Genomic DNA, 21194 nt, shown 5'->3' on the forward strand with positions numbered 1-21194 from the left:
AACGTCAGGGTGGCTGGCGGGAACCCTCTCCAGAGAGCGAGCGAGCGATGCCCGACGTCACCACCCCGTACGCGACCGGCACCCCGTGCTGGGTCGATCTGATGGCGCAGGACCAGCAGGCCGCGCTGGACTTCTACCGCGACCTGCTCGGCTGGCAGGGCGTGGCAGGGCCGGCCGAGTTCGGCGGCTACGCGGTCTGTGAACTCCAGGGCAAGCCGGTGGCCGGCATCGGCCCGGCGATGGCCCCCGAGGGAATGCCGGAACCGCCCACCGTCTGGACCGGCTACCTCGCCACCACCGACGCCCAGGCCACCCAGGACCAGATCGTCGCCGCGGGCGGCACCCTGCTCTTCCCCGTGATGGACGTCGGCACGCTGGGCCGGATGCTGGTCGCCGCCGACCCGCAGGGCGCGGTGTTCGGCGTCTGGCAGCCGGGGGACTTCTTCGGCGCGGGCGTGGTCAACGAGCCCGGCGCCCTGATCTGGAACGAGCTGCACACCACCGACGTGGAGGCGGCCGCCGCCTTCTACGGCGAGGCGTTCGGGATCGACATCGTCCCGGCCGACGGCATGGACGCGTACTGGGAACTGCACGTCGGCGACCGGACCGTCGGCGGCGCCACCCTCCTCGCCAACGACCCGCCCGGCACCCCGGCCCACTGGCTCACCTACTTCGCCGTCGACGACGTCGACTCCACGGTGGACGCCCTGGTCAAGCGCGGCGGCGCGGTCCTGGTCCCGCCGTTCGACATGGTGGCCGGCCGCATGACGGTCGTCGCGGACCCCCAGGGCGCCCCGTTCGCCCTGATCAAGCCGGTCCCGCGCTCCTAGACCCCCTTGATGAGCTGCCGGTGGGACTCCTGGAGGCCCTCCGGCAGCGCGTCCGGGTCGCACCACCGCGCCTCCAGGATCTCGAAGTCGTCGATCTTCAGGGTGCCGCCGACGTACGACGCCTCGTAGGCGACCTCCAGACGGAGCCGGTAGCCGCTGAGCAGCCGCACCAGCCGGCCGGGCTCGACGTCCAGCCCGGTCTCCTCCTTGACCTCCCGCACGACGGTCTGCGGAAACTCCTCACCCTTGAGGGCGAACCCGGTGGGCAGTCCCCAGGCCCGGTCCGGCGGCCACAGCCGATGCCTGAGCAGCAGCACCCGCCCCGCGTCGTCCCGTACGACCCCGGTGACCCCCACCATGAACTTGGCGTTCACGAACCACAGGATCCGCCACTGCAGCGGACCCCGGATGCTCCGCCACAGCCAGGCGACAACTCGCTTCACGGCCAAGCCCTTTCGCTCCGCGCGCCGACATCACCCCTGATGATCGCAGCGGCTGTCCCCGACGGCGTACGACGAGCAGGAGATCGACAAGCTGCGTTGGTTCGTCAGCCCCGGGGCAGGGCGGCAAGCCAGCGGTCGTCCTCGAACTCGGCGGGTGCGGTCTGTGATCTCACCAGGTGGCGTGCGGTGTCTGCCCGTCGCGATTCCACGCGGTCGGGGAGTTCGCGGTACGGCGCCGCGTCCCCGCTCCGCGCGTATGCCCGTTCCGTGGTCAGCGGCCCTCTTCCGGTGCCGACCGCCGGTCGGCGAGGCGTTCCTGGTCGGTGGCGTTGCCGGTGCGGGCCTCGGTGCGGTGCCCCCGTTCCAGGTAGTCCCGGACGATCAGCTCGACGGCGTCCTGCGGGCTCCTGGTACCGGCCAGCAGCATGACCTCGATGGCCAGATCGCTGTCCAGAGTGATGGTGACCTTCGCCATGACCCCTCCTGAAAGGCTCCCTGTGAGCTTATCCATGGACGGTGCCAGGAACGCGGGCGGCGGAAGCGCTCATGCGCACGCGGCATCCGGAGCTGGGCCCGCAGGCCGTAGCCGCGCTCGGCTCCTCCTACGGCTGCAGCTGGCGATGACTCCGCCTCGGGCGACATGGAACGGGGGGTGCGAAGAAATCGCACCCCCCGTTCCGCACAGCCGGTGTCTACGTCAGTTCAGGACCGCGATGCCGTCCGTGGTGACCGCCGGACGGCCCGCCGTGCCGACGACCACGATCTTGAGCGTGTGCTGGGCGGCACTGCTCCAGGTCTTGGTCCACATGGCCTGGCGGTACAGGGTGGTGGCGGACTTCAAGTCGACGGTGGACTGGTAGGTGCCGTCGAGGTAGATCTTGACCTGGCCCGAGGTGGAGGCGCGGGAGGCGATCCAGGAGACCGAGCGGCCCTTGAAGGTCCAGGTCAGGGTGGCGTTCGCGGCCGAGGAGCCGGTCGAGGCGCCGCCCAGGTAACTGGTGCTGGTCTTCTTGGTCCAGGTGCCGGTCGCCTTGGCCGAGCTCTCCTGGACGAGCGTCGCCGTCCGGGTGACGGAGGTGGTGGCCGCGTTGCCCGCCAGGTCGGTCGCCTTGAGGGCGAACTTGGTCGCCGTGGCGGCCTTGGCCGTGGTGGCCCAGCTGGTGGCCGTGCTCGCCAGGGTGGCCGCCGTGGGAGAGGTGGCGGCCTGGGCGCGCAGACCGTTGTCGTCGGCGGCCTTCCAGGTGACGGTGACCGGGATCCCGGTCGTGTTCACCGTGCCGGTGCGCAGCGCCGCGGACGGCGCGGTCGGGTAGGTCGGCACGGTGGTGTCCGCGATCACGGTGACGCCGGTCGAGGTCGTCGTCTTGCCGGCGATGTGCGTGACCCGTACCTGCACGGTGTGCCGGCCACCGGTCAGGGTGACGGCCGCGGAGGTGGCACTGCCCGACGTCTTCGCCACGCTCTTGCCGTCCACCAGGACCTCCGCGCCGGAGAGCAGCGCGGTGGGAGTGGTGGTGCTCCAGCGGACCGTGGCGCTGGTGCCGGTGACGTACGAGGTGCCCGACTTGGCGGTGCCGCTCGCGCCGGCGACGCCGGTGACGGCGACCCCGGTGGCGGGGCCGGTCGCGTAGGAGCGGATGGCGGCGAGCTGGTTGTACAGCTGGTTGCCGGGGCAGTCGGTGGCGAATCCGTTGCGGTGTCCGGAGACGGCGTTCAGCGTGTAGCTCTTGCCGAAGACGAAGTTGACGCTGTCCTTGGCGCCCTCGGTGAGGGTGCTGGTCGCGGTGGGGCTGATGCCGGACATGCCGAGCTTCCAGGCGGCGATGCGGGCGATGGCCGTCTGCATGGCCTGGCTGGGAGCGGCGCCCTTGATGGTGCTGGCGGACGCGTCACCACCGCTGAGGTCGGTGTACGTACCGATCGCGGCGATGCCCATCGAGTCGGTGTTGAAGCCGTACGTCTGCGCGCCGATCACCGGCATGGCGGTGCCGCCGAAGCGGCCCTCGAAGATCGTGCCGCACTTGTCGACCAGGAAGTTGTAGCCGAGGTCGCGCCAGCCCTGGTGCAGGTGCAGCGCGTACATGCTCCGCACGATCGCCGGGGAGTCGGTGCAGGAGTAGGTGTTGGTGGTGTCGGTGTGGTGGACGAAGACCACCTTCACCTTCGTCGCGTAGTCCGGGTAACCGGTGTCCCGGGCGCACTCGTCGGCACCCCAGCCCGCGCGGCTGACCACCGGAGGCGCGGCCACCGTCGAGGCGCTGGGCGCGGCCGGCATCGGGCTCGGCACCGTGTGCGGTACGGGGGAGGCCCCCTGGCACGACGGGTACGCGGCGGCGAGCGACGGCAGGTAGCCGGGCGCGCTCGGCGTCGCGCTGGGCGACGCGGTGGTCGCGGACGCGGACGCGGTGGGGGAGGCCGGGCTCGAGGAGGTGGCGGCCGGAGGCGTCGAGGAGGCCACCGGGGACTCGGGCGCGCTCTCGACGGGCGGGGGCGGCGGTGTGCTGCTGTCCGCCGGCGAGGCCTCGCCCGAGGGCGACGCCTCCGGTGAGGTGTCCACCGGATCCGGGGAGGTGGTGTCGGCGGGGGGGTCCGTCTCCTCCCCGTCCCCGTCCACGCTGTACGCGGCGGGCTGCAGGGCGGGAGTGGCCGCGCCGGCGGCCTGGTCGGTGGTGTCGGTGGACGCGGTGGAGCCGGACTTGCCCGGGTCCACCAGGTCGACGGTCAGGCCCTTCGGCAGCGCGTGCGTACCGTCCTTGCCCTGGACGCGGACCTGGACTCCGTCGGAGAGCCCGGTCCACAGCGGTGCCGTGGCGCCACGCACTCCGGCCCGGTCCCGCTCCGCCGGATCGGGCTGCGCGTCACCGGCCGACAGCCGCTGCCAGTCGCTCCACTGTCCCGACGCGGACGACTTGGTCCGCACCTCGACCGTGCCGTCCAGCTGCGCGTGGGTGTCGCTCCAGCTGACCGCCAGCATCCGGAACGGCTTGGTCGACCGGGCCGCGAGCGCCTGCTCACCGTCCGAACCGCCGGTCAGCCCGAGCGAGTCGACCGAGGTGTGCACCACGTGCGGCCCGCGGCCCGCAGCGTCGTCGGTCGAGGAGGAGCCGTGCAGCGCGACCGCCGCCCCCGTCCCTCCCACCAGGACGATCCCGGCCGCGAGCCATACCCGCGCCCGTCTCCCCCGGCGCGCCTGGGCGCCCCCTGCTTCCGCTCCCATGTGATCCCTCCCCTGCACCGCCGCCCCAGCGGCTGACGTGCACACGCTGTGCACATAAACGGATGGTAGGGGTGAGGTGCACGGGGCTTGCGGGTGGGGTGGTGATCGAGGGCGAGGGGCACCCGGATCACGCGACGGGGCTTCCGGCGGTCAGCGCGGCGACGCGGGCAGTACGGCCTTCGCTCGGTCGTACAGGTCTCGCATGCCGCTTCGAAATGCCCCAGCCGCAGTTGCCGTTCCGCGAGGAGGGCGCGGTGACGTACACGGGCCCTTCGGTAGACCCCGACGCGCAGGTGGTCCGACTGCGCCATCGCCTCGACCGACCCGGCCACATCGCCCAGCTCGTAACGGACTTGCGCGATGTGGTAGTTCAGCGACGACGGGTCGTACGAACCGAAGGGCTTGCCCCTGCTTTCCGCGAGGCCCATGGCTTTCGCGCCATGCCCGAGGTCGACGGCCTGCACGCTCATGCCGCGGAGCGTGGTGCAGTACGTCAGGTGGTCGCCCGCCGCTCCCGCGAGTTCGAGGGGCCTTGACGTAGTAGCGCTGCGCGAGACCGTGCAGACCTTCGTCGACGGCCATGTAGCCCGTGAGATAACTGAGGTCGGACGCCGCGGCCATCATGGCTTTGCGTACGTCCTCGGGGCCGTCCGCGTGCAGATAGCCGGTGACGGTGTTCACCAGGAACGCGGCGGCCATGGGGCGTGCGTGGCGGCCGCCGAACTGGTCGTCCAGTTCGGAGACCTTGGCCGTCATGTCGATGACCATCCGGACTTCCGGCATCCCGATGCGGGTCGCCCGCCCGGCCTTGAACGCCTCCAGCCGCCCGAGCACGTCCTGCCACCCGGGGATGGTGAGCGCGACGGAGAAAAGTCCGGCTTCCAGGACGCCACGCCGAGAGGGGTCCATGTCCTGCTTGCCCAGTTCGACCAACCCTTCCACCGTGTCACCCGCGGCAGCCGGTCGATCGTGCCTGGGCGGCGGGACGCACGAACTCACCGGAAGTACCTGAGATCGGGTCTCTGGCCCACGACAACGCACGAGAAACCGTCGCCGTGTTCCGGTCGCCAGGGGCACGTCTTGGCAGGCCAACCCCAGGGACGTGCAACCAGCGAGTCCCGAACAACGCCTGAACGCCCTTACGGCCTGCGCGAACGCGCGGAGCAGGGGCGAGTACCTGTGACTGCCCCGGCCTTCACCGGTGGACGAACGCCAGTTGGAGAAGGCCGGCTGTCCGCAACTGATCTCCGCCCCCTGCCACATCGATTCGCTCTGCGGCAGGGGGCGGGCAATACCCGGCTCGTCCCACACGGTGCGTGACGAAGCGGGTCAAACCTGACGTACACGAAGGAGTGCAGCAATGACAGTTGAGCGTCCTGCCGCCGAGCGTGTGGGCTGAGCGCGCACGAGAGATCCTGGCGGCCGTCGGGGCCGACCCGGAATTCGCCGCGTTCAAGGCGGCCAGCCTCAAGTACGACAGCGACTGGCAGTGCTTCACCGGCTCGGTCGTCGTCGCCGAGTACGACCAGGAGAAGGACAAGCACGCCCTCTTCGCGGAGGGGCTCAAGGCCCTCTGCCTCAAGGCGGCCGTGTACGAGATGACCGGCGACGAGCACGCGGCGGAGATCCCGATCGCCGTTCCCGTGGACGAGATGACGCACGCGGTGATCGCGCGGCCTCAGTTGCTCGCCCGTATCACCGCCCGGGTCGGTGTGGCGATCATCCACCAGACCGACCAGGAGCACACGGACTGGCGTCCCGGCGATTACACGGACCAGGTCTATCGCGCCGCGTGGGGCGAGCCGGACAGTCGCCTGTGGCTCGGCGCGGAGGAGGTCACGCGGCGGCTCGACTGGCTGGACCGGAAGGACGTCGCCATGGGCTTCCGCAAGCAGGGCCAGGCGCACAGCTTCACCTTCTCGACGGCAGAACTCGCCACCTCCACCGTATAAGCGGCTACTCAAGCGCCCGGCGCAGAACGGTGAGTGGGTCGAGTTCCGGGAACCGGTCCCGGAGTTGGGCCGACGCCTTCTCGATCAGTTCGTCGAGCAGCACGGGCGCGGCGCCGTACAGCACGTAGTGGAGGTAAGGGACCATCTCGGACGGGTCGGCCGGCAGGTTCAGCTCGGCGCTGAGCGGTACGCCCGCGCTCTTGTAGCGGCCCGCGGGCAGGCCGACCTTTTCGGGGTGGACGCAGACGGGTGTCCCGTCGCTCAGATACCGGTGCCCGTCGTCCCGGCTGAACGGGCATTCCGGTGTCGGCCGCTCAAACACGTCGAATTCCCCGACCGTGTGGAATCGCGACGGACACACACCGCACGCCCGGTGATGCACGTCGCCGTTCACGAAGGGCTCGGACATGACCGGAGCGTAGCTCTCTCCCACCGTCAGACGGGACGACCGACCATGTACCACTGCAACACCTCCGCCCCTTCACCCGGGTCGGACCTGACGAGCACGCCCCTGCCCGGAGTTGTACCGCCCGAGGGATTCCCCCCGCACCTGTACGACCGCGTCGTGTGCGAGCTGGGCAACGGGCATGACGGCAACTGCGCGGACCACGTGGGCGAGTTGAGCCGTGAGGCCCAGCCGTGGATCACGGAACACGGACCTCCGCTCCTGAACCTGGAGAAGGCGATCGGTGTGACTAACCTGGCGGCATGTCCATCCCCTGGCGGTCCAGCACCGCAGTGTTCGAGCAGATGCTGGGTCGGCATGGTGTCGTCGCCGGGGCCCGCACCATGGAGGCGGCGTGGGCCGCCTTCGCGGAGTTCCTACAGGTACCGGTCGAGGGCATCGAGGGCCCTGAGGACGACGGGGACGGCTTCATCGTCGAGTGGGGCGTCTGGGACTGGACCGGGAACCGGCCCGCGCTGACTCTTGGACGACTGCTGGCCGTCAACGAGATCGGCGATCGGCGGGATCCGTACTGGCAGCCTCAGTACTGGAAGGTGGAGTTCCAGGCATGCTTCGCCGAGGACCCCGCCTGGGCGAGCCTGTACATCAGCGGTGGTGGAGACAGCGGCTTCGATCACGCGGCCATCGGCAGGCCCAGAGCGGACGCGCTCGCGGCCACACGCCGTTTCATCGACCAGGACCCGCTCCTCAGCGTGATGTGGCGGTCCGCTCCGACCGACATCGACGTCACGCTCCACCGGGCAGGGTAGCCGCGCCTTCGCCGCTGGTGCCGGTGCCGGTGCCGGTGCCGGTGCCGGTGCCGGTCAGGGCCAGTTCTCGGTGACGGGGAACATGTCGGCGTAGGGGTCCGGCTCGCCGGTGTGCGGGTCCAGGCCGGACCTGAGGCGTCGGTGCTGTTCTCGCCAGCTGACGAACGTGTCCGTCCGCTTCCAGAGCGACGCGTCGCCGAGCGGGCAGTCGTCGAAGCGGCCCAGCATCATGCGGGTGAGGAACTGGACCATGGTGCAGTCGAACAGGGCCCACGGCGACTCGTCCCACGCATGCTGTCGGCGCCAGGCTATGACGGGCCACTTGTCCGGGTCCGGGTCGTTCATGAGCCACGCCATCTCGTTGGCGTTCATTCCGGTGCCCCAGGGCAGCACGGCATCGGCACCCGAAGTCACGCCGGGGACTCCCCCGTCCGCCTCCCAGCGCGTGCGCAGGTCCTCCCTCATGCCGCCGATGTGGCACTCCTCCCACCCGCGTACGTCGCTCGGGAGCGGCGGCAGGATGACGAGTTCGCCGAGGTCGCCCACGCCGTACGCGTCCAGCACGGCCTTGTAGTCACTCGGCAATCCGGTACCCAGCGCGGCTTCGGCGGCGGCCCAGTCGATCCGTTCGCCGCCCGCGAGATCCGCCGGCACGAGGTCGAGCAGTACGGCCACATCGGGATGAACGCCCATGGTGAAGTCCCTTGAGGTCAGTGGTCGGCAAGCCCGGCGGAGCGACTACGCGCGCAGCGCCGCCAGTTCGATCACCGTCACGTCCGACGGCGCGTCCACGCGGGTCGGCGGACCCCACGCTCCCGCGCCCCGGCTGACGTACAACTGCGTGTCGCCGTAGCGTTCCAGGCCCGCGACCGTGGGGTTGGCGGCCGCCGCGATCAGGTTGCCGGGCCAGAGCTGGCCGCCGTGGGTGTGGCCGGAGAGCTGGAGGTCGACGGCGTGGCGGACGGCCTCGTGGATCTGGACGGGCTGGTGGGCGAGGAGGACGCAGGCGCGGGCGGGGTCGCGGCCGTCGAGGGCCTTGGCGAAGTCCGGACCCTGGCCCTCGCTCGCACCCTGGACGTCGTTGACGCCCGCGAGGTCGAAGTACGGCATCTCCGTGCGGGCGTTCTCCAGCGGGTGCAGCCCGAGGGTGCGGACCTCCGCGACCCACTGCGCGGCGCCGGAGAAGTACTCGTGGTTTCCCGTGACGAAGTAGGCGCCGTGGCGGGCCTTCAGACCGGCGAGGGGCGCGGCGGCCGGGCCCAGGTTCTTCACGCTGCCGTCCACCAGGTCGCCGACCACCGCGATCAGGTCCGGCTGGGTCGAGTTGACCGTGTCCACGACCCGCTGGGCGAAGTCGCGGCCCAGGACCGGGCCCAGGTGGATGTCGCTGACCACCGCGATCCGGTAGCCGTGCGCCGCCCTCGGCAGCTTCGCCAGCGGCACGGTGACCCGCTTCACGCGCGGGCCCCGCAGCACCCCGTACGTTCCCCAGCCGACCGTCCCGACCGCCGCCCCGGCGACGACGCCTCCGGCCACGCGGGAGACGAAGAGGCGGCGGGAGAAGTCCGAGGGGGCCGGGGCGGGAGGCGATACGGGCGCGGTGACGACGGTGTCCGTCGCCGGTGCCAAGGCAGCCGGTACCTGCTCCGGAGTCTCGGCCGTCGGCACCGGGGCCGCGCTCGCGGCCGCGCCGCGCCGCCGGTTCGCCCACCACCGCACCGGCTCCGTCGCCACCGTCGTCAGCAGCAGGTAGAGCGCCAGCGCCATCCACAGGAACCCGGGCCACGCCAGCGTCCGCTGGAGCCAGAAGGGTGCCCCGGAGCGCTCCGCCACCAGCGCGGCGACCATCAGCAGCGGGCCCGCCACGAAGAGCGCCGTACCCGCGCGGCGGGCCGGACCCGGGGCGCGGGTCGTGTCACGGACCAGGCGCCGCCAGACGTAGTGGTGCAGGCCCACCACGGCGGCCAGCACGGCCAGGGCGACCAGCACGAAGACGATGACCACCGAGACCGCTCCCGTCCTTGACTTGCAGATGTTCTACCAGTCGGTCAGATCCACCAGAACATCGCAGTGCGGGTCGCCGGCGGACGACCGCCGGTGCTGCTCCTCCTCGACGAGGCTCGGGACGGCGGCGATCAGCGCGGTGGGGGCTCCGGTGAGGCGGATGTCGACCCCGGCGATGCCGGGAAGATCCGGCCGCTGTACGTACAGCCGCAACACACCGTCGCCCAGCAGCAGGAACCCGATCAGGAACGGGTTCTCGTCGTCCCCGGGGTCCGACAGCGCGCGCGGCCGTCGTCGCGGTCGACCTTGTCCTTGAGGGCCCGCGGCCGGCGCGATCGACGCGAGGGCGATGACCGGGCCGAGCCGTCCTCCTATGACGTCCGCCGCAATGCGCGCAGTCCGCGCAACCCGATCACTCCGACGACGGTCCCAAGGATGAAGGAAACGATCGCCAGCAGCAGGTGCACCCAGAAATAGGCCGTCGGGTGGCCGTTGTCGAAGGCGAGGCCGCTGCCGTCCTTGATCAAATTCTTAACGAAAGTTACCCAGATGATCCAAGACCACACCCCGAAGGCGAGCAGGAACCAGGACACCGGGCGGCTGAGCTTCATGCCCCCAGTATCTCCGTCCGCTGGCCGGTTCCGGGCGCGGGGTGGGGTGGGGAGTGGGACTTCACACCGCGTGGCAGGTACGTTCTCGACCGTGTCCGCACCTCAGAAGATCGGAAAGCGATCCTTGTTGATCGCTTCCGCCACTTTGCTGATCACCTCCGTCACGACGCTCACGGCACCAGCAGCCCTCGCCGCCCCCAAGCCCTCCGGCAGCCCCACGGCCACCGCCACTCCCCCGGCCCACATGTCGATGGTCGGCGGCGAACGGCTCGGCCGGCCCGGTACCCAGGTCAACCTGGCGAGCGGCGTACCCGTGCTGCCCAAGGACCTCACCGCCCGCTCCTGGATCGTCAGCGACGCCGAGTCGGGCGAGGTGCTGGCCGCGCACAACGCGCACTGGCGGCTGCCCCCGGCGAGCACCCTGAAGATGCTGTTCGCGGACACGGTGCTGCCCCGCTTTCCGAGGTCGGAGACGTACAAGGTGGCGCCCGCCGACCTGGCCGGCGTCGGCGCGGGCTCCAGCGTGGTCGGGATAGAGGCGAACCGGACCTACTCCGTGCAGGACCTCTGGCTCGGCGTCTTCCTGCGCTCCGGCAACGACGCCGTCCACGTGCTGTCCGCCATGAACGGCGGCGTCGGCGCGACCGTCCAGGACATGCAGGCCCACGCCGACCAGCTCCAGGCCCTGGACACCAGCGTGGTCAGCCCCGACGGCTACGACGCCCCCGGCCAGGTCTCCTCGGCGTACGACCTCTCGCTGTTCGCCCGCTCCGGGCTGCAGAAGAAGGACTTCCGGGAGTACTGCTCGACCGTGCGGGCCAAGTTCCCGAGCGGCACCACGCAGACGGGCAAGGGCAAGGCGGTCACCGAGTACAAGGACATCCAGAACACCAACCGGCTGCTCAGCGGCGACACCGACGTGCCCGTCTACCAGGGCATCGCCGGGGTCAAGAACGGCAACACCACCAACGCGGGCGCCACCTTCACCGGCGTCGCCGAGCGCGGCGGCAAGGTGCTCCTGGTCACGGTGATGAACCCGGCGAAGGCCGAGCACAACGAGGTCTACAAGGAGACGGCCAAGCTGTTCGACTGGGGCTTCCAGGCGGCCGGGAAGGTCCAGCCGGTGGGGTCACTGGTCCCGCCGAAGAACGCCGTGACCGCCTCGCCGAGCACCTCGGCGTCGGCATCGGCATCGGCATCGGCAGGCGCCTCGGCGTCCACCACCCCGGGCACGCCCCCCGGCGCCGCCGGGGCCGAACCCGTCGCCAGTGCCGCCGTCCAGGGCGGCCACCGGGGCGCCGGTACCGCCGCCGCCATCGCGGGCGGACTGCTCGTACTGCTCGCGGGCGCGGCCTTCCTGGTCAACCGCCGCTGGCCGCTGCCCGACCTGCTGCACCGCCGGAACCGTCCGTGACCTCGGCGGACGCCTCCGCGTTGCCCTCCTCGCCGGTCGTCGCCGTCCAGGCGGCGCTGTAGAGCAGGATCTTGCAGGTGAAGTTGATCCACAGCAGCAGGGCGACGGGGACACCGAAGGCGCCGTAGACGCTCTTCGCGGCGACGCCCTGGATATAGCCGCTGAGCAGCAGCTTCAGCAGTTCGAAGCCGACCGCGCCGAGCAGGGCCGCCACCAGCAGGCGGCGGCGCGGCGGTTCGACGCCGGGCAGCAGGGTGAGGGCGTAGAGCAGGATCAGGAAGTCGGCGAGCACGGCGACGGCGAAGGCGGCCGCCCGCAGCAGCGCGGTGCCCCAGCCGTGTTCGTCGAGCCCCGCCTGGTGTGCCACCCAGCCGATGGCGGCCGAGGCGAGGGTCGAGGCGGCGAGGGTGAGCAGCAGGGCGCCGCCGAGCCCGACCAGGACCCCGGCGTCCTTGATCTTGGCGACGACCGGGTTGATGCCCCGGTCGGGCAGCTCCCAGACCGCGCGCAGACAGTCCCGGATCTGGCCGACCCAGCCGATGCCGGTGAACAGCAGCGCGGCACCGGCGATGACGCCGACCGTACCGGCGTTGTGCACCAGGGCACCCAGGTCCAGCTTGTCGGCCAGGCCCGGGAACTGGGCCGCGATCTGCTTCTCCACCGTCTTCTGCCGCGCCGGACTGAGCGTCGCGGCGGTGATCGCGGCGGCGACGGTCAGCAGCGGGAACAGCGCGACGAAGCTGACGAACGTCATCGCGGCGGCCAGCCAGGTCCAGTTCACCCGATCCAGGCGCGCGTACGACCGCCACGCGTGCGTGGTCATCACCCAGGTGACGACCGGCCCGATGCCAGGGAGCTTTTTCAGCCAGTCCATGATCCGTCTCTGCCCTCGTCGCGGGAACTCCATGTGCCCGTACCCCGATCCACGGGTACGGCACCGCACTTGTACCGCGTCCCACTAATCACCCATTGCGGGGAGCCCGGCGGCGCCTTGCGGTGAATCACCCATATGCGGGCGATACGGTCACGGGCATGTCTGCTGTCTCCGGACCTCCCCGGTCCCTGCTCGTCCTCGGCGGCACCTCGGAGATCGCGCTGGCGACCGCGCGCCGTCTGGTCGCCCGCCGCACCCGTACCGTCTGGCTGGCCGGGCGCCCCTCCGCCGCACTCGACCGCGCGGCCGCGAGCCTGCGCGGCCTCGGCGCCGACGTGCGCACGGTCGCCTTCGACGCCCTGGACCCCGAGTCCCACGAGACGGTGCTCGGCAAGGTGTTCGCGGAGGGCGAGGTGGATCTCGTCCTGCTGGCCTTCGGGCTGCCCGGCGACCAGGCGCGCGACGAGTGCGACCCGATGCGCGCCGTCCGCCTCGCCCAGACCAACTACACCGGCGCCGTCTCCTCCGGTCTGGTCGCCGCCCGCGCGCTCCAGGACCAGGGCCACGGCGCGCTGGTGGTCCTCTCCGCCACGGCCGGGGAACGCGCCCGCCGCACCGACTTCATCTACGGCTCCAGCAAGGCCGGTCTGGACACCTTCGCGCAGGGTCTCGGCGACGCGCTGTACGGCACGGGCGTCCAGGTGATGGTCGTACGGCCCGGGTTCGTACGGACCGCGAAGACGGCCGGGCTCGGTCCGGTGCCGTTCTCCACCACCCCCGAGGCAGTCGCGGCGGCCGTCGAACTCGGGCTGCGCCGGGGCTCGGAGACGGTGTGGGTGCCGGGGACGCTGCGACCGGTCATGGCGGCGCTGCGGCACACTCCGCGGGCGCTGTTCCGCCGGCTGCCCCTCTGAGGAGAGGTCAGCGGCTGGCGATCGTGCCGCGTTCGGCCGGGTGGCCCGCCTGCGGCGGTACGACCGGCGCGCCGAACTGGTAGTCGCGCAGCCTGCCCCACACCCCGTCGGGGCCCTGCTCGTAGAGCGCGAACCCGGCGCAGGACCACTCGGCCTCGAACCCGGCCAGCTCCTCGAACGCGCGGTCCATGGCGGCCTCTTCGATGCCGTGCGCCACGGTGACGTGCGGGTGGTACGGGAACTGCAGCTCGCGCGGGACCGGTCCGGAGGCGTCACGCACCCGCTGCTGGAGCTCCGCGCACTCCTCGGCACCGCGCACCACGCGCACGTAGACGACGGGCGACAGGGGCCGGAAGGTGCCGGTGCCGGACAGGCGCATCGGGAACGGGCGCCCGGCGGCGGCGACGGCGGCGAGATGGGCGTCCACGGCCGTCAGGTCCACCGCGTCGACCTCGGTCGGCGGCAGCAGGGTGACATGGGTCGGGATGCCATGGGCGGCGGGGTCACCGAAGCCCGCGCGCCGCTCCTGGAGCAGGCTGCCGTGAGGCTCCGGGACCGCGATCGACACGCCGATCGTTACGGTCCCCACGTCGTCTCCCGTCGTCACGTGTTGGTCGGCCGGCCACCTGTGCCCCGGCCACCGGCTATCGACTGTACGGCCACGGCCGTCCCCCGGGCAGGCGCAACGGACGTGATGTACGGCGCTTCTCCCCCTGGGACACGCGTGCGGTCGTACGCCCCGGGCGACTTCGGCGCCCGGGGCCCGCTCAGTGCGCGTCTCCGCCGCGCGCGCTCAGTGCTTGGCGGGCAGGAAGCCCACCCGGTCGTACGCCTGCGCCAGCGTCTCGGCGGCGATCGCGCGCGCCTTCTCCGCGCCCTTGGCGAGGACCGCGTCCAGCGTCTCGGTGTCGTCCAGGTACTGCTGGGTGCGCTCGCGGAACGGCGTCACGAACTCGACCATGATCTCGGCGAGGTCGGTCTTGAGGGCGCCGTACATCTTGCCCTCGTACTCCCGCTCCAGGTCCGCGATCGACTTGCCGGTGAGCGTGGACTGGATGGTGAGCAGGTTGGAGACGCCGGGCTTGTTCTCCGGGTCGAAGCGGATCACCGTGTCGGTGTCGGTGACCGCGCTCTTGACCTTCTTGGCCGTCGCCTTCGGCTCGTCGAGCAGGTTGACGAGACCCTTCGGCGTGGAGGCCGACTTGCTCATCTTGACGCCCGGGTCCTGGAGGTCGTAGATCTTCGCCGTCTCCTTGAGGATGTACGGCTTCGGGATCTCGAAGGTCTGGCCGAAGCGGGTGTTGAAGCGCTCGGCGAGGTCGCGGGTGAGCTCGATGTGCTGGCGCTGGTCCTCGCCGACCGGGACCTCGTTGGCCTGGTAGAGCAGGATGTCCGCGACCTGGAGGACCGGGTACGTGAACAGGCCCACGCTCGCGCGGTCCGCGCCCTGCTTGGCGGCCTTGTCCTTGAACTGGGTCATGCGGCTCGCCTCGCCGAAGCCGGTGAGGCAGTTCATGACCCAGGCGAGCTGGGCGTGCTCGGGCACGTGGCTCTGCACGAACAGGGTGCAGCGGTCGGGGTCAAGACCGGCGGCCAGCAGCTGAGCGGCGGCCAGGCGGGTGTTGGCCCGCAGCTCCTTCGGGTCCTGCGGAACCGTGATCGCGTGCAGGTCGACGACCATGTAGAAGGCGTCGTGGGTCTCCTGGAGGGCCACCCACTGGCGCACGGCGCCGAGGTAGTTGCCGAGGTGGAACGAGCCGGCGGTGGGCTGGATGCCGGAGAGCACGCGGGGTCGGTCAGTCGCCATGCCCCCCATTCTCTCAGGTGTCGGGGACCGGTCTCCGCCAGGTGCCGGGGACTGATCGCTCCGGTGCCGGGCGCCGGTCGCTCTGACGTCGGGGACTGGCCGCTCTGGCATCGGAGACCGGTCGCTCTGGCGCCAGGGACCGGTCCGCTCCGGCATCGGGGCCGGTCCGGAACCGGCCGGAAGCGGATGGGAACCGATCCCGCTCTCGCGGTGTAACAAGAACGTGAGAACGCGGGAGGGGGGCCGCATCGCCGATGAGGCCGCAGTGATCGCACGCGTACGCGCCGGAGAGCCGGAGGCGTATGCGGAGCTGGTGCGGGCCCATATGGGCATCGCGCTCCGGGCGGCCAGAGCACTCGGAGCGGGTGCGGACGCGGAGGACGTGGTGCAGCAGGCCTTCGTCAAGGCGTACTGCACCCTGGGCCGCTTCCGGGAGGGCGCGGCCTTCAAGCCATGGCTGCTCGCCATCGTCGCCAATGAGGCGCGGAACACCGTGCGGACGGCGGCACGGCAGCGCACGCTCGCGGGCCGGGAGGCCGCGTTCGCGGAGGCGGAGCCGCTGATACCCGAGTCGGCGGACCCCGCCGTCGCGACCCTGGAGACCGAGCGCCGCGCGGCACTCCTCTCCGCCCTTGAGCAGCTGAGCGAGGAGCATCGCCTGGTCGTCACCTACCGCTATCTGCTGGAGATGAACGAGTCCGAGACCGCCGAGGCCCTGGGCTGGCCCCGGGGCACGGTCAAGTCCCGCCTGACCCGCGCCCTGCGGAAACTGGGGCGCCTGCTGCCGGATCTTCAGCCCGGGGAAGGGGGTGACGGGGGTGCGTGAGGGCGAGGCGGACATGTCTCCGGGTCCGCGCGAGGGCGCGGGCGGCCGGTGGCCCTGGAGGCGGCGCGGCCGTGAGCGGGAGTCCGGGCTGCCGGAGGAGCTGCGGGGGCTGGGACGGTCCCTGGACACGCCCGGGGGCGCGGAGGGGGCCGGGTCCGCCGGGGCGGACAGTGCCTGGGGGACGGGCGCGGCCGCCGGTGCCGAGTCGATGGTCGAGCGGGTGCTGGAGCGGATATTGGCCGAGCAGTTGCCGGTCCCGGTGGCCGAGCCGCCGAGCGCCCAGGAGCGGCTGCGTGCGGTCCGCCGCTGGATACGGCTGCGTCGGCGCTCGCTGGCCGCGACACTGTGCGGTCTGCTGACGGTGGCCGTGGCCACGCCCCCGGCGCGGGCGGCTCTGCTGGACTGGTTCGGCTTCGGCGGCGTCGAGGTGCGGTACGACCCGTCGGCGACCCCCTCCCCCGGCGCCGAGATCCCCGGCTGCGGCAGGTCCTCGATCACCTTGGAGCAGGCAGCCCGTCGGGCCGGGTTCGAGCCGCTGGTGCCGGACGCGCTGGGGGCGCCGGACGTGGTGACAGTGAGCGGTGAACCGCACGGGCGTTTCCTGGTGACCCTGTGCTGGCGCGAGCAGGGCCGGACCGTCCGCCTCGACGAGTTCCCCGCCTGGCTGGACGTCGGCTTCATCAAGACCGTGCGCGAACCACCGGAGTGGCTGGCGCTGAACGGCACCGCGGCGGAGGGGAGCGGCGGTGTGCCCGATCCGGCCCTGTGGTTCCCCCGGCCGCACCTGCTGAGCTTCTGGCTGCTCGGCGACCACGGCGAGCGGTACAGCCATACGGTGCGCACGGCCGGACCGACGCTGCTGTGGACGCACGCGTCGCCCGGCGGCGAGGTCACACTCCGGCTGGAGGGGGTGCCGTCGAAGTCGCGGGCCGTGGACATCGCGAGGTCGGGGGAGAAGGGGGCGCGGTAGGTCTGGGGGGTCTCGTGCTCCGGGGCTCCGGGTCTCCTGGGCTCCGGGTCTCGGAGCTTCGGGGGTCTCGGGGGGCTCCGGGTCTCGGAGCTTCGGGGGTCTGTGGATGCCGTGGCGAAGCCGTCGAAAACGGTCCCGGCCGGGTGGGAACCCCGTCGTGTCGAGCGGTGTACCAGAAGTGACACGCGGCTCACGGACGGGCCGCACGGGACACGGCTTGGGGGACGAAATGCGGAACGGCACGGTTCGTGAACTGAGGGCTCTGGGCGGGTTGTTGGCGGCGACGGTCGGTCTGGTGCTGTGGGCCGCGACCCCTGCGGCCGCCGGTGGGCCCACCAGTGTGCTGGTGGCCTCCCCGGAGAGTCAGCAGACCACGTCGCTGTACAACTCCGACAGGGAGTACGAGACCTTGCTGCGGCTGCTCGGCCCGGAGAACAAGGGCGCGCGCAAGCTGCCTCCCGAGGCGTCCTTGGACATGTCGGACGCCCGGCAGATCAATGTGACCTGGATGGTGCACGACATGGCGCCCTGGCGGATAGACCGGGTCTTCCCCGTCGGCACCAAGCCGGGCACCGTCTGGATACACACGGCGCAGGACCTGCCCGACTCGACCAACGGCTACTGGCATCGCGCGGAACATGGCGCCGAGCTGACCGCGCTGCTCAAGAAGCTGGGTGTGATGGGCGCGCGCACCGGTGACGGTTACGCGGGGGTCTTCCCAGGGCCCTGGCAGTCGGAGTCGGCCACTCCCCGCCCGGCTGTCGTCCGCGCGTCGGGGGTATCCGCGCCCGATCGGCTGACGGACGGGATGTGGTGGGCGGCACCGGGACTGGTCCTGGGCGGTGCCGGTGGACTGCTGATACGCCGCGTGGCGGCCCGGCAGAGTGCCAGGCCGCCACGGGATGAGCTGGTCAACCTCTGAGGGGCGTGCCCGCCCGGATGAGGTCAGCCGAGGTCGATCTCGGGGTACAGCGGGAACGCCGCCACCAGGTCCGTCGCTCGCTTGGAGATCTCGTCCGACAGCTTCGGGTCCAGGATGTGCTGGGCCTTGGAGGGGGCGCCGGACTTGGTGGTGCCGGGCTGCGTGGTGGTGAGAACGCGGTCGATCAGGCCGGCCACCTCGTCCATCTCCGCCGTGCCGAGGCCGCGGGTGGTGAGGGCGGGGGTGCCGACGCGGATGCCGGAGGTGTACCAGGCGCCGTTGGGGTCGGCGGGGATGGCGTTGCGGTTGGTGACGATGCCGGACTCCAGCAGGGCGGCCTCGGCCTGGCGGCCGGTGAGGCCGTAGGAGGCGGCGACGTCGATCAGGTTGAGGTGGTTGTCGGTGCCGCCGGTCACCAGGGTGGCGCCGCGCCGCATCAGGCCCTCGGCGAGGGCGCGGGAGTTGTCCACGATCCGCTGGGCGTAGTCCTGGAAGGCGGGCTGCCGGGCCTCGGCGAGGGCGACGGCCTTGGCGGCCATCACGTGCGGGAGCGGGCCGCCGAGGACCATCGGGCAGCCCCGGTCGACCTGGTCCTTCAGGGAGTCGTCGCACAGGACCATGCCGCCGCGCGGGCCGCGCAGCGACTTGTGGGTGGTGGTCGTGACGATCTGGGCGTGCGGGACCGGGTCGAAGTCGCCGGTGAGGACCTTGCCCGCGACCAGGCCCGCGAAGTGGGCCATGTCGACCATGAGGGTGGCGCCGACCTCGTCCGCGATCTCGCGCATGATCCGGAAGTTCACCAGGCGCGGGTAGGCGGAGTAGCCCGCGACGAGGATCAGCGGCTTGAACTCGCGGGCCTGGGCACGCAGGGCCTCGTAGTCGATGAGGCCGGTGGCGGGGTCGGTGCCGTAGGAGCGCTGGTCGAACATCTTTCCTGAGATGTTCGGGCGGAAGCCGTGGGTGAGGTGGCCGCCCGCGTCCAGGGACATGCCGAGCATCCGCTGGTTGCCGAAGGCCTGGCGCAGCTCGGCCCAGTCGGCCTCGCTGAGGTCGTTCATCTGGCGGACGCCCGCCTTCTCCAGGAAGGGGACCTCGACACGGTCGGCGAGGACGGCCCAGAAGGCGACGAGGTTGGCGTCGATGCCGGAGTGCGGCTGGACGTAGGCGTGCCGGGCGCCGAAGAGCTCGCGGGCGTGCTCGGCGGCGAGGGACTCGACGGTGTCGACGTTGCGGCAGCCCGCGTAGAAGCGGCGGCCGACGGTGCCCTCGGCGTACTTGTCGCTGAACCAGTTGCCCATCGCGAGGAGGGTGGCCGGGGAGGCGTAGTTCTCGGAGGCGATCAGCTTGAGCATGTCGCGCTGGTCGTGGACCTCCTGGCCGATGGCGTCGGCGACGCGGGGCTCCACGGCGCGGATGACGTCGAGGGCGGCGCGGAAGGCGGTGGACTCGGCGGAGCCGGACGGGGTGGCGTTCTCGGGCATGGGGACCTCCGGACAGGGCGCGTCTGTGTGTCGGCGTGTTCGGTTCGGCCCAGGCGCACGGCACTCGCTGTTCACGGGCCGCTCCCCGATGGTCCGTCCCATCCCAGCGCGCCAGTCACGGCCCACGGCCACCATACCGGCCGGGCCGGGGGGACGGCGGACGGTCCGGGGGCGGACGGGGCAGACGGCGGTCGGTCCCGGGGGCGGACAAGGCGGACGGCGGCCGGTCCGGGTGGGCGGACGAGGCGGGCGGCGGCCAGTCCCAGGGCGGACGAGGCAGACGGCGGCCAGTCCCAGGGCGGACGAGGCAGACGGCAGCCGGTCCGGGACAAAGGCGGACGGCAGTCGATCCGGGGGACGGGCGGGCTGCAGCCCCGGAGCTACGGGCGGGCAGCGGCCCTGGGGGCTGCGGGCGAGCTGCGGCCCCCCAGGGGGCTGCGGATGGGCAGCGGCCCTGGGGCTGTGGATGGGCAGCGGCCCTGGGGCTGTGGATGGGCAGCGGCAGCGGCCCCCGGGGTCAGAGGATCACATGCGGTACGAAGCGGGCGTAGGAGTCGGTGATCAGGCCGCTGGACTCGCGGATGCCGAGGCCGGCCGGTTCGCCGTCGACGACCCAGGCGCCGAGGACGACGTGGTTGCCGTCGAAGGCGGGGAGGGGGGCGAGGGCCTGGTAGCAGCAGAGGTCCTCGGGCTCCGGGGGCGCCGGGGAGCCGGGCGGGTGCAGGGTGACGCCGTCGCCCTCGCGGCCGAGCAGGGGCTTGGCGACGTAGCCGGTGGTGTCGGCCAGGTCGCGGGGGCCGTCCAGGTGAGCGGGGAGGAGGTTGGGATGATCGGGGTAGAGCTCCCAGAGGATCGCGAGCAGCGCCTTGTTGCTGAGCAGCATCTTCCAGGCGGGTTCGATCCACAGGGTGCTGCCGGTGCCGCCGCCGTTGTCGAGGGTGTCGAGGACGTGGCCGCCGAAGGAGTCGGTGGTGAGCCACTCCCAGGGGTACAGCTTGAAGATCGCGCGGATGAACCTGAGCCGGTTGTCCACGAAGCGGCCGGAGAGGGTGTCCCAGCCGATCTCCTCCATGGTGAGCCAGTCGGTGTCGAGTCCGGCCTGCTCGGCGGTCTCCTTGAGGTAGGCGACCGTCATGAGGTCCTCGCCGAGTTCGTCGGCCGAGGAGTGCGCGAAGTGCAGCGGGGCGCCGGGCGGGAGCAGCTTGGACTGTGTGCGCCAGGCGTCGATCAGGCGCTCGTGCAGAGAGTTCCACTGGTCGGCGCCAGGGAAGCGGTCCTCCATCCAGAACCACTGCGCGGAGGCGGCCTCGACCAGCGAGGTCGGGGTGTCCGCGTTGTACTCCAGCAGCTTGGCCGGTCCGGTGCCGTCGTAGCGGAGGTCGAACCTGCCGTAGACGGAGGGGAGTTCGACGCGGCGGTGCCATGCCTCGGTGACCGCGCGGACCACTCTCGGGTCGGTGATGCCGAGTTCGGCGAGCCGGTCGTGCTCGACCAGGTGCCCGGCGGCGGCCAGGCACATGGCGTGCAGCTCGGCGACGGTCTCCTCCAGCGCCTCGACCTCGGGGAGGGAGAAGGAGTAGTACGCGCTCTCGTCCCAGTAGGGGCGCAGGGAGTCGTCGGGGTGGCGGGTGAGCGGATAGATCACGCCCTGCTGCTCGACGATCTGCTGCCAGTCGGGGCGGGGGGCGATGGTGTGGCGTTCCATGGTGGTCGT

General features: G+C 71.6%; 21 protein-coding genes, 1 pseudogene and 1 riboswitch. Of the genes and pseudogenes, 8 read left to right on the forward strand and 14 right to left on the reverse strand.

Going from position 1 to position 21194, the window contains the following annotated elements:
* The first annotated feature begins 47 nt into the window (after positions 1 to 47).
* Positions 48 to 830, forward strand: a complete 783-nt coding sequence (locus AB0E91_RS07180) for a VOC family protein (protein WP_361776472.1) — start codon at positions 48 to 50, stop codon at positions 828 to 830.
* Here the strand turns inward: AB0E91_RS07180 and AB0E91_RS07185 are convergent.
* From AB0E91_RS07185 to AB0E91_RS07200, 4 genes and pseudogenes are all read right to left on the reverse strand, one after another.
* The gene (locus AB0E91_RS07185; protein WP_361776475.1) at positions 827 to 1273 is read right to left on the reverse strand and encodes an NUDIX domain-containing protein; all 447 of its coding nucleotides are present in this window, start codon (positions 1271 to 1273) and stop codon (positions 827 to 829) included. The two genes, AB0E91_RS07180 and AB0E91_RS07185, sit on opposite strands and share 4 nt — an antisense overlap.
* A 271-nt stretch (positions 1274 to 1544) precedes the next feature.
* Positions 1545 to 1748, reverse strand: coding sequence for a hypothetical protein (locus AB0E91_RS07190; RefSeq protein WP_161180751.1), 204 nt, complete (start codon positions 1746 to 1748; stop codon positions 1545 to 1547).
* A 222-nt stretch (positions 1749 to 1970) separates the two neighbouring features.
* A complete protein-coding gene (locus AB0E91_RS07195) occupies positions 1971 to 4490 on the reverse strand; it encodes a peptidoglycan recognition protein (RefSeq protein WP_361776478.1) in 2520 nt (839 codons plus the stop codon).
* 194 nt (positions 4491 to 4684) lie between these two features.
* Positions 4685 to 5432 (reverse strand): annotated as a pseudogene (locus AB0E91_RS07200) (transcriptional regulator); the annotation flags it as partial.
* Positions 5433 to 5857: 425 nt separating this feature from the next.
* Here AB0E91_RS07200 and AB0E91_RS07205 point away from each other — a divergent pair.
* Positions 5858 to 6442: a hypothetical protein gene (locus AB0E91_RS07205; protein ID WP_361776481.1), complete on the forward strand. Its 585-nt coding sequence runs from the start codon at positions 5858 to 5860 to the stop codon at positions 6440 to 6442.
* Positions 6443 to 6446: 4 nt separating this feature from the next.
* Here AB0E91_RS07205 and AB0E91_RS07210 read toward each other — a convergent pair whose 3' ends face one another.
* Positions 6447 to 6851 (reverse strand): hypothetical protein, encoded by a 405-nt coding sequence (locus AB0E91_RS07210; RefSeq protein ID WP_361776484.1) that lies wholly within the window; start codon positions 6849 to 6851, stop codon positions 6447 to 6449.
* Positions 6852 to 7150: 299 nt separating this feature from the next.
* On the opposite strand from AB0E91_RS07210, the gene AB0E91_RS07215 reads away from it, so the two are divergent.
* A complete protein-coding gene (locus tag AB0E91_RS07215) occupies positions 7151 to 7657 on the forward strand; it encodes a hypothetical protein (protein WP_361776487.1) in 507 nt (168 codons plus the stop codon).
* Positions 7658 to 7711: 54 nt separating this feature from the next.
* On the opposite strand, the gene AB0E91_RS07220 is transcribed toward AB0E91_RS07215, so the two are convergent.
* From AB0E91_RS07220 to AB0E91_RS07235, 4 genes are all read right to left on the reverse strand, one after another.
* Complete coding sequence (locus AB0E91_RS07220) at positions 7712 to 8350, reverse strand: hypothetical protein (RefSeq protein ID WP_361776490.1); 639 nt, start codon at positions 8348 to 8350, stop codon at positions 7712 to 7714.
* Between the two features lie 45 nt (positions 8351 to 8395).
* A complete protein-coding gene (locus tag AB0E91_RS07225) occupies positions 8396 to 9661 on the reverse strand; it encodes a metallophosphoesterase (protein WP_361776493.1) in 1266 nt (421 codons plus the stop codon).
* Between the two features lie 33 nt (positions 9662 to 9694).
* Positions 9695 to 9874, reverse strand: coding sequence for a hypothetical protein (locus tag AB0E91_RS07230; protein ID WP_361776496.1), 180 nt, complete (start codon positions 9872 to 9874; stop codon positions 9695 to 9697).
* Positions 9875 to 10032: 158 nt separating this feature from the next.
* Positions 10033 to 10272, reverse strand: coding sequence for a hypothetical protein (locus AB0E91_RS07235; protein WP_361776499.1), 240 nt, complete (start codon positions 10270 to 10272; stop codon positions 10033 to 10035).
* A gap of 91 nt (positions 10273 to 10363) precedes the next feature.
* On the opposite strand from AB0E91_RS07235, the gene AB0E91_RS07240 reads away from it, so the two are divergent.
* Positions 10364 to 11686 carry a D-alanyl-D-alanine carboxypeptidase gene (locus AB0E91_RS07240; RefSeq protein ID WP_361776502.1) on the forward strand — a complete coding sequence of 441 codons (1323 nt, stop codon included), beginning with the start codon at positions 10364 to 10366 and terminating at the stop codon, positions 11684 to 11686.
* Here the strand turns inward: AB0E91_RS07240 and AB0E91_RS07245 are convergent.
* On the reverse strand, positions 11634 to 12560 hold the full coding sequence (locus AB0E91_RS07245; RefSeq protein WP_361776505.1) for a YihY/virulence factor BrkB family protein: 927 nt from the start codon (positions 12558 to 12560) through the stop codon (positions 11634 to 11636). The genes AB0E91_RS07240 and AB0E91_RS07245 overlap by 53 nt on opposite strands.
* Positions 12561 to 12718: 158 nt before the next feature.
* Here AB0E91_RS07245 and AB0E91_RS07250 point away from each other — a divergent pair, with 158 nt between their 5' ends.
* Complete coding sequence (locus AB0E91_RS07250; protein WP_361776508.1) at positions 12719 to 13474, forward strand: decaprenylphospho-beta-D-erythro-pentofuranosid-2-ulose 2-reductase; 756 nt, start codon at positions 12719 to 12721, stop codon at positions 13472 to 13474.
* A 7-nt stretch (positions 13475 to 13481) separates the two neighbouring features.
* Here AB0E91_RS07250 and AB0E91_RS07255 read toward each other — a convergent pair whose 3' ends face one another.
* Positions 13482 to 14063: a 2'-5' RNA ligase family protein gene (locus tag AB0E91_RS07255; RefSeq protein WP_361776511.1), complete on the reverse strand. Its 582-nt coding sequence runs from the start codon at positions 14061 to 14063 to the stop codon at positions 13482 to 13484.
* A gap of 204 nt (positions 14064 to 14267) precedes the next feature.
* Positions 14268 to 15281 (reverse strand): tryptophan--tRNA ligase, encoded by a 1014-nt coding sequence (gene trpS, locus AB0E91_RS07260; RefSeq protein WP_361776514.1) that lies wholly within the window; start codon positions 15279 to 15281, stop codon positions 14268 to 14270.
* A 265-nt stretch (positions 15282 to 15546) separates the two neighbouring features.
* Between trpS and AB0E91_RS07265 the strand changes: the two genes are divergently transcribed.
* The 3 genes from AB0E91_RS07265 (at position 15547) to AB0E91_RS07275 (ending at position 17999) form a co-directional block, all read left to right on the forward strand.
* Positions 15547 to 16107 carry a sigma-70 family RNA polymerase sigma factor gene (locus AB0E91_RS07265; RefSeq protein WP_361776517.1) on the forward strand — a complete coding sequence of 187 codons (561 nt, stop codon included), beginning with the start codon at positions 15547 to 15549 and terminating at the stop codon, positions 16105 to 16107.
* Positions 16100 to 17077, forward strand: a complete 978-nt coding sequence (locus AB0E91_RS07270; RefSeq protein WP_361776520.1) for a hypothetical protein — start codon at positions 16100 to 16102, stop codon at positions 17075 to 17077. Before AB0E91_RS07265 ends, AB0E91_RS07270 begins: the two co-directional genes overlap by 8 nt.
* Positions 17078 to 17294: 217 nt before the next feature.
* Entirely contained in the window at positions 17295 to 17999 is a 705-nt protein-coding gene (locus tag AB0E91_RS07275) for a hypothetical protein (protein WP_361776523.1), read from the forward strand.
* A gap of 23 nt (positions 18000 to 18022) precedes the next feature.
* Here AB0E91_RS07275 and AB0E91_RS07280 read toward each other — a convergent pair whose 3' ends face one another.
* Positions 18023 to 19480, reverse strand: a complete 1458-nt coding sequence (locus AB0E91_RS07280; RefSeq protein WP_361776526.1) for a glycine hydroxymethyltransferase — start codon at positions 19478 to 19480, stop codon at positions 18023 to 18025.
* A gap of 40 nt (positions 19481 to 19520) precedes the next feature.
* A riboswitch (ZMP/ZTP riboswitch) is annotated at positions 19521 to 19609 on the reverse strand.
* 388 nt (positions 19610 to 19997) lie between these two features.
* Entirely contained in the window at positions 19998 to 21185 is a 1188-nt protein-coding gene (locus tag AB0E91_RS07285; protein ID WP_361776529.1) for a glutathionylspermidine synthase family protein, read from the reverse strand.
* Between the last annotated feature and the right edge of the window lie 9 nt (positions 21186 to 21194).

Source organism: Streptomyces sp. NPDC026659, from assembly GCF_040638245.1.
GTDB lineage: Bacteria > Actinomycetota > Actinomycetes > Streptomycetales > Streptomycetaceae > Streptomyces.